This is a genomic window from Pseudomonas sp. PA-4-8C (assembly GCF_021606625.1).
GTDB lineage: Bacteria > Pseudomonadota > Gammaproteobacteria > Pseudomonadales > Pseudomonadaceae > Aquipseudomonas > Aquipseudomonas lactis.
In genome coordinates this window covers 1-7,654 of the sequence record NZ_WKCD01000265.1, presented here as the reverse complement: position 1 = coordinate 7,654, position 7,654 = coordinate 1, and the positions used below count along the sequence as shown (strand labels likewise).

Below are 7,654 nucleotides of genomic sequence, written 5' to 3'. Positions count from 1 at the left end.
GTGTACACAGGGGGCCAAGCCCTATCGCCTTTGAATCTGCACCGTGGCAAACGTCGGCTCGTCACGCGCCTGCTCCAGTACATCCCTGGGTTTTTGCGGGGCCAGGGATTGCCCCTCTGGCCGTAACGCAGGCGGCGGATGCAGGCGCATGTCCGAGCGCTCATCGCTGGGCGCCACGCCGAAGAAATCCCGGTAGCACTTGGAAAAATGCGGCGTGGAGACAAAGCCGCAAATCACCGCCAGTTCGACAATCGAAATGGGCGTCTGCATCAGCAACTGGCGGGCACGGGTCAGGCGCAGCTTGAGGTAATAGCGCGATGGCGTGCAGTACAGGTGCTTCTGGAACATACGCTCCAACTGGCGGCGGGACACGTGCACGTAGGCGGCCAGTTCATCGAGGTCGATGGGTTCTTCCAGGTTGGATTCCATCAGGGCGACCACTTCTTGCAGCTTGGGCTGTTGCGTGCCGAGCAGGTGCTTGAGCGGCACGCGTTGGTGGTCGCGCTCGTTGCGAATGCGCTCGTACACGAACATCTGGGAAATCGCCGCCGACAGCGTGTGCCCGTGATCGCGGCCGATCAGGTGCAGCATCATGTCCAGCGGTGCAGTGCCGCCGGAGCTGGTGAAGCGGTTGCCATCGAGCGTGAACACGCTGGAGCTGACCTTGACGCGGGTGAACGCCTCCTGCATCGACGCCATCAGCTCCCAATGCACGCTGCACTGGAAGCCATCGAGCAACCCCGCCTGGGCCAGCGCCCAACTGCCGGTGCACACCGCGCCGAGGCGTTTGCAGTACAGGCGCGCCTGGCTGCGCAACCAGGCGATGAGCGCAGGGCTGATAGCCTGTTGAATGCCGACGCCGCCGCACACGATCACCGCATCGAAGCCGCGCTGGTCCTGCGCGCACGCATCCGGGGTCACCGACACGCCATCGCTGGCCCACACCGGCTGGCCGTCCAGGCTCAGGGTTTGCCAACGGTAGAGTTCTTCGCCCGCCAATTGGTTGGCCATGCGCAGCGGCTCGACCGCACATGACAGCGATATCAGGGTGAACTGGTCCAGCAGCAAAAAGCCGATGGTCTGGCAAACAGGTGCCTCGGTTTCCATCACCGCTACCCCACAGGCGTGATCAGGAATGTTCCAGCGCCACCGCCTTGGGTGCCCGGTTGTGCTGGCGCGCCGTAACCAGGCCGATGAAGGAAATCACCAACGCCAGGCCAATGGTCGAGGACACTTCGGTGCGGTGCTCGGGCGTCACCATCATCACCCCCAGGGCCAGGCAGATGAACACGATCACCAGGTAAGTCAGCCAGGGAAACAGCCACATACGAAAGGTCAACTCGACGTTTTGCCGAAGCAGCAAGCGACGCATACGCAGTTGCGAGATAGCGATCACCAAGTACACCAACAACGCGATGGCGCCGGAGCTGGCGAGCAGGAACTGGAACAGACCGGCCGGCATGAAGTAGCTCAGCAACGTAACGCCCGCACCGATGATGGTGCTGGCGATCACCGCCGCCCGGGGCACGCCCGCCTTCGAGGTGATTTTAAGTGCCGGTGGCGCATCGCCGCGTTTGCCCAGGGAAAACAACATGCGCGAGGAAATGTAGATCGAGGAATTCATGCAACTGGCTACCGCGATCAACACCACCACATCGACCATGAACTTGGCGTTGGGGATGTTCATAATTTCCAGTGCACGCTGATAGGAACCCACGGAGGCCAGCAGCGGGTCGTTCCAGGGCACCACGGAAATCACAACGGAGATCGACAACAGGTAGAACACGCCGATGCGCCAGATCACCGAACGCGTGGCCTTGGCGATGTTCTGGGCCGGGTTGCTCGATTCCGCTGCGGCGATGGTCACCGCCTCAGTGCCGATGAAGCTGAACATGATGGTAATGAACGCGCCTACCACCGCCGACAGGCCGTTGGGGGCAAACCCGCCATGTTCTTCCATCAAGCGGCTCAAGCCGCTGGCTTCGCGATCCGGGATCCAGCCCATGAGCACGCTGAAACCCAGGCCGATAAAGCCGATGATGGCAATCACCTTGGCCATGGCGAACCAGAATTCGAATTCGCCGTATTTGGCCACGCTGAACAGATTGGTGATCACCAGCAGAACGATTGAAACCAAGGCAAACAGCCAAGCATCGACCTGAGGGAACCACTGGTTGAGCACGTGCCCGGCGGCCAAGGCTTCGATGGGAATGACCAGCACCCAGAACCACCAATACAACCAGCCGATGGTGAACCCCGCCCAAGGGCCGATGGCCTGATCGGCGTAGGTGGAAAACGAGCCGGTGTCCGGGCGCGCCACCGCCATTTCCCCCAGCATGCGCATGACCAGCACCACCAGCAGGCCGGAGAACAGATAAGCCAGTAAAACCGCCGGCCCCGCTGCGGCGATGGCATGCCCGGAGCCGACAAACAACCCCGCGCCAATAATGCCGGCGATGGACAACATGGTCACGTGACGCGGCTTGAAGCCCTGCGCCAGCTGACCGTTGGAATCGTTGCAGTTGAGGCTAGTCATTGTTTTTGTTGTTCTCGGGCGGCCAATGACCCTCACCTTAAGTGCCCGAGGCCAGGCGCAAGTAGCCTGGTTACGCCATCATCGAGTCTGATATCGACATGGGGAATGGTGGCACCCTGAAGTAACGGGCGGCGCGCCCTACTCTTGCGCGCTGCGTATCAACGACCCGAACAGCTCGCCATGCGGCATCTTGCTCAGCTCGATATCGGCATTTTCGAACCACTCCCGCCCGGCTTCCGGGTGCGGCCCGCTCAGCACCACCACGCCACGTTCGTAGGTGTACCGCGCCGCCGCCACATCGCCATTGTGGTAAGTAGCGATGACCTTGTAGGGCGCAGCGGCGCTGGCTTTGGGAAAATACGGGCCGTCCTGATAGAACACAGAGTCAGGCTGCCCGTCCCACGTCACCCGCACGGCGGCGTCTTCAATGCCGGCCACTTCAAAACCGGGACGGCCGGCTTCGGTGTCGAGGGCCTGGGGGATCAGGCCGAGGTTGTTGTCGTCGGCCAGGTAGGCGCCCATGCACAGGCCCAGGTAGCGGCCGCCCTTGGCAACGTAATCGCGGATAGCTTCGGCACGCGCATCGCCCAGGCTGTCGAGGGCGGCCGGGATGTCCTGGCCGCCGCCGGGTTGCACGTAGAGATCGTAGCGCGCCAGGGTTTGCGGGGTGATGTCGATGGGTTCGTCGGCGCCAACGAAGTCGATCTGGTAATTGGGGTTCAAGCGCTGCAGGGCGGTTTTCACGTTTTCCGAGCAATCCGGGCAACCCGCCAAGCCACGGTAGATGGCGACATGGGTGATGGGGCCTGCGCCATGTACGGGTAAAGGATGCAGCGTAGCAAAGGCGAGAAACGTGGCAGCGAGGGCAGGCAGTTTCATGGGTAGGCTCAACGGTCAGTTGAATGGGGTTGATCCAGACGTGGCAGCGCCAAGCCTATAACGATGAGCCTTTTGAATTCGTGAAGAGTTGTAAATCCAGCTCGGCCATTTATCCGTTTCCCAGCATCTGCCATAACGACGCGCCTACTCCGGTAATACTCTCACCGGCGATCAGCCCCGCCGCTGCCGTGATCGCAAAGCGCTGCGTCACACTTGGCCAGCGACAGCTCACGGCCCAGGTCATGATCGCGCCCAGGGCCATCATCAGCGACACCGATGCAGGCAAGACAAACGCCAGTCCCAAGGCTGCCGCACTCGGCAGGTAGCGGGCGCGGTGTGTGGGTAATGTGCTGTCGAGGATGCCCAGCAGCACGCCGAACAAGCTTGCAATGCCGATGGCCCAGCGGATGCTGGGGGACAGTGAATCCAAACCGTGGGTCAGGGTTTGGGCCACCGCTTTCCAGGTGGCGACGGCCGGGGCCGGCCATTGTTCGGTGAGCAGCATGGTCTGAGGGTCGGGGATCAGCGCCAGGTACGCGAATACGCCGACGATGCTGCCGACGAAAATCCCGAGAATCTGGGCGATAACCTGTTTGTGCGGCGTCGCGCCAATCGCCTTGCCCACCTTGAAGTCATTCATCAGGTCCGTGCACTGCCCCGCCGAACCGCCGGCGGTGTTGGCGCTCATCAGGTTGATCGGCACCTGGCCCGGCGCAACGATGCCAAAGCTCAGTTGGGACAGTTGCCCGATGGCGCCAATCGGCGGAATACCGGTTGCCCCCACCACCCGCGCCGCCACGGCGGCCAGGCAGATCGCCAGGGGAATGGTCAGCAGCGCCATCCCAAGGTTGATACCGAACAACAGCGCTTGCAGGCTCACCACCAGCGCGATCGCCAAGGCGAACCCCACGGCAGGCCCAGGCTTGGGAACCGCCCAGGGCGTGCCGCCAGTCGCTCGGGTTGAGCGATGCAACGCCCACAGGCGAATCGCCAGGGACGCCAGGGTGGAACACACCATCAGGCTCACCCCGGGCCACAGCAGCCACTCCACCAGCGCGGCAAATTGTGGGCCGCTGCTGTCGGCGGGCAGGCTCACCAAGCCATTGGCCAACAGCCACGGCCCCAGCCCGCCCCATGCCAGCAAGGCGCCGAGCAGCAGGGTCAGGCCTACGCGAATGCCGATGATGCCGCCGAACCCCAGCAACAGCAGGGAGGGGTCGGCGGTGAAGGTCAGGCGCTCCAACTGGGCGTTCGGCGACCAGCGCGGGAAGGCCCACATGAAGGTATCCACCCACTTGACCAGCCCGGACAACAGCGCCGCGCCGAGCAGCACTTTCAAGCGCGTGGCGGCTTCGCGGCCATGGTTGTAGATGTGCAGCAGGGTTTCCAGGGTGGCCATGCCTTCGGGAAACTTCAGTGCCTTGTCATTGAGCAATGACGGCCGCAGGTACCACGCGATCCAGATCCCCAGGAAACTTACCGAAAACACCCAGGCAATCATCGGCAGCGCTGCCAGTTGGTTACCCGTCAGCAGGGTATACGCCGGGATAGGCGCGACCAGCCCGCCGGAAATGATCGACGCCGCGGCAGAGGCCACGGTCTGGTTGATATTGCTCTCGTGCAGGGTCCACGGCAGGTGTTCACCGGAACGCTTGGCCAGGCCCTGCCAGAGGCCATAGCCGATCAGCAAGGCGATGATCGACATATTGAACGACCAGCCGATCTTCAAGCCTGCGTACACGTTGGAGGGGGTCAGCAGGATACCCAGCACGATCCCGGTGATGACCGCCCGCAGGCTCAGTTCGCGCTCTACAGGCGCGATTGACGAGGTGGAGTGCATGCAGATTCCTTTCGAGAAAAGCCAGTGCCACCTCTTAAGTGAGCGCTGGGAGACTCGAAGGTTCACCTGCCAAAGCGGGTTAAACCGGTAAGGGACAAGCCCCGGTCACCTTCTGTAGGAGCGAGCTTGCTCGCGAAAAACCCAAAGGCGCCGCGTTCATCCAGGAAACACGCGTTATCGTTTACGTTTTTCGCGAGCAAGCTCGCTCCTACAGGAGGCGGTGTCGGTGGGCCCGCTATTTGGCGAACGCGTATTCCCCGCCCCGCTCCACCGCCTTGCGGTATGCCGGGCGCGCCTGGAGCTTTTGCAGCCACGCCGCGAGGTTCGGGTAGGCCTGCAATTTGCCCTGGGCCTGGGCGACTTCGCCGATAAAGCTCATCTGGATATCCGCGCCGCTGAGTGCGTCGCCCACCAGGTACGGCGTGTGGCCCAGCACATCATTCAGGTAGCCCAGGTAGTTGGCCAGTTCCGATTCGATCCGCGGATGCAGCGGTGCACCCGCTTCACCCAGGCGTCCGACGTAGAGGTTGAGCATCAGCGGCAGCATGGCCGAGCCTTCGGCAAAATGCAGCCATTGCACATAGCTGTCGTAGGCGTCGGTGGCCGGGTCGGGTTGCAGTTGGCCGTTGCCGTGGCGGCGGATGAGGTAGTCGATGATCGCAGCAGATTCGATCAGCACGCGGGAACCGTCTTCGATCACCGGGGATTTGCCCAGGGGGTGGATGGCCTTGAGTTCAGGCGGCGCCAGGTTGGTCTTGGCGTCACGCTGGTAGCGCTTGATGTCGTAGGGCAGGCCCAGTTCTTCAAGTATCCAGAGAATGCGTTGTGAGCGAGAATTGTTGAGGTGATGGACAGTGATCATAGCGGACAGCTCCGTTAGGGATAAGCAGAAGACTACACGTCGGAGGTGAAGTGCCCTGAATGTTGTTCGCCTAAAGAGCAAATCACGTAATATCGCTCAAGGCTCGACTGTTCCACAGCAAAGGACTGCACATGCAACGCATCGTGATACTGGGTAACGCAGGCAGTGGCAAATCAACCCTGGCCCGCGACCTTGGCAGGCGCCTGAATTTATCCGTAGTGCATCTGGACAGATTGTTCTGGGAGCCTAATTGGGTGGAGGTCGACAATGAGGTCTTCCGCGCGCGGGTCCGGCAAGCGATTGCATCGGACCGATGGGTCTGTGAAGGCAATTACGCCCGACGGACTTTCGATCTACGCCTGCCGCGCGCAGACCTCATCATATGGCTCGACATACCTCGCACCACCTGCTTGCGACGAGTGCTTATGCGCAGCTTGCTGGACCGGCCGCGTGCAGATAAGCCCGCAGGCTGCAAGGAGAAACTGGACAGGGAGTTTCTGAACTTCCTGAGCTTTTGCTGGAACTACGATCGGGTGAGCCGACCTGGCATTGAAGCGGCGCGCATGAACATCGGGCCGCAGATTCCAGTGATTCACTTGCGCAACGCACAGGAAGTAGACGAGTTCCTGAAATGCGCAGATCAACCCTGTGGGTTCACCCGCATGTACTGACTGAAATTATTGATGTGATCATCCAGGTTATCCTCAAGCATCATCCGGTACTGGTCGCAGAAATACTTCAACATCGCTTCCCGCGCATCCGCCATTTCGGCGCCGGACTTGAAGTTGCGCGCACTGGCCCAGGCATTGAAGCGTGTGGTGCCGAACATCATTGACGCGCTGACCTCGCCGAGACTTTCGCAGGTCTTGAGCTGTTCGTTGGACAGTTCGATATGGGCGTCTGCCCGGTCGTAGAAGGCTTGGTCCGTGGTGTCGGCCATGGCGGGTTCCTGGTGAGCTGATGATGCGGCTATTGGAGCATATCCGGGGATCACAGTTCTAATGTGGGAGATGTCGCTCAGGCGAGCAACTGATCGATCCACTTCACCTGCTGCACGATCTCCTGCACTTTTTGCTCGGGCACCGCCTGCCGCGCTTGTTCGAGGCTGGCCAATGTCTTGCGTTTCTCGCGCAATATACGTTGCCACTTCGCCAAAAAATCCTCGCTACGCGCCTGCATTTGCAGCGGGCCGAAGTACAGTTGCTCGGCGGTATAGGTCATCGTCTCGGCGCGTTCGGCGACGATGATTTCGTAGTAGAAGCGGTTTTCCCGCAGCAGCTCCTCGTGCAGGATCTGGTAGCCGTTGTCCATCAACCATTGGCGCAGGGGTTGCTCGCCGCCGTTGGGTTGCAGGATCAAGCGTTCCCGGCCATTGAGGTGCGCCTTGCCGCTGTCGAGAATGTCGCGGATCGTCTCGCCGCCCATGCCGCACAGGCTGACAGCGGTAATGTCATCGCCGGCTTGAATCGCCGCCAAACCATCGGCCAGGCGCACGGTGATGTGCTGCGCCAGGCCGTTGTCGGCCACGGTACGGTTG

General features: G+C 61.4%; 8 protein-coding genes. 1 reads left to right on the top strand and 7 read right to left on the bottom strand.

Translation table 11 applies throughout. The annotated features are described in order from the left end of the window. Positions 1-21 precede the first annotated feature (21 nt). The 5 genes from GIW04_RS25205 to GIW04_RS25185 all read right to left on the bottom strand — a co-directional run bounded on the left by GIW04_RS25205 (position 22) and on the right by GIW04_RS25185 (position 6,117). Positions 22-1,107, bottom strand: a complete 1,086-nt coding sequence (locus GIW04_RS25205; protein WP_034136032.1) for a GlxA family transcriptional regulator — start codon at positions 1,105-1,107, stop codon at positions 22-24. 22 nt (positions 1,108-1,129) lie between these two features. Next, the gene (locus tag GIW04_RS25200; protein WP_120248949.1) at positions 1,130-2,536 is read right to left on the bottom strand and encodes an amino acid permease; all 1,407 of its coding nucleotides are present in this window, start codon (positions 2,534-2,536) and stop codon (positions 1,130-1,132) included. 138 nt (positions 2,537-2,674) lie between these two features. Then, on the bottom strand, positions 2,675-3,415 hold the full coding sequence (locus GIW04_RS25195; RefSeq protein ID WP_094773804.1) for a BPL-N domain-containing protein: 741 nt from the start codon (positions 3,413-3,415) through the stop codon (positions 2,675-2,677). A gap of 109 nt (positions 3,416-3,524) precedes the next feature. After that, positions 3,525-5,255 carry an OPT family oligopeptide transporter gene (locus GIW04_RS25190; protein WP_120248950.1) on the bottom strand — a complete coding sequence of 577 codons (1,731 nt, stop codon included), beginning with the start codon at positions 5,253-5,255 and terminating at the stop codon, positions 3,525-3,527. Positions 5,256-5,490: 235 nt separating this feature from the next. Beyond that, positions 5,491-6,117 carry a glutathione S-transferase family protein gene (locus tag GIW04_RS25185; RefSeq protein WP_003192671.1) on the bottom strand — a complete coding sequence of 209 codons (627 nt, stop codon included), beginning with the start codon at positions 6,115-6,117 and terminating at the stop codon, positions 5,491-5,493. A 131-nt stretch (positions 6,118-6,248) separates the two neighbouring features. On the opposite strand from GIW04_RS25185, the gene GIW04_RS25180 reads away from it, so the two are divergent. Then, positions 6,249-6,788, top strand: coding sequence for an AAA family ATPase (locus tag GIW04_RS25180; RefSeq protein ID WP_120248951.1), 540 nt, complete (start codon positions 6,249-6,251; stop codon positions 6,786-6,788). Here GIW04_RS25180 and GIW04_RS25175 read toward each other — a convergent pair. After that, positions 6,758-7,057, bottom strand: coding sequence for a DUF3144 domain-containing protein (locus tag GIW04_RS25175; RefSeq protein ID WP_034136037.1), 300 nt, complete (start codon positions 7,055-7,057; stop codon positions 6,758-6,760). The genes GIW04_RS25180 and GIW04_RS25175 overlap by 31 nt on opposite strands. A gap of 77 nt (positions 7,058-7,134) precedes the next feature. After that, positions 7,135-7,654, bottom strand: a 520-nt coding sequence (locus GIW04_RS25170; RefSeq protein ID WP_236479304.1) for a tRNA (adenine(22)-N(1))-methyltransferase, incomplete at its 5' end; no start/stop codon positions are given.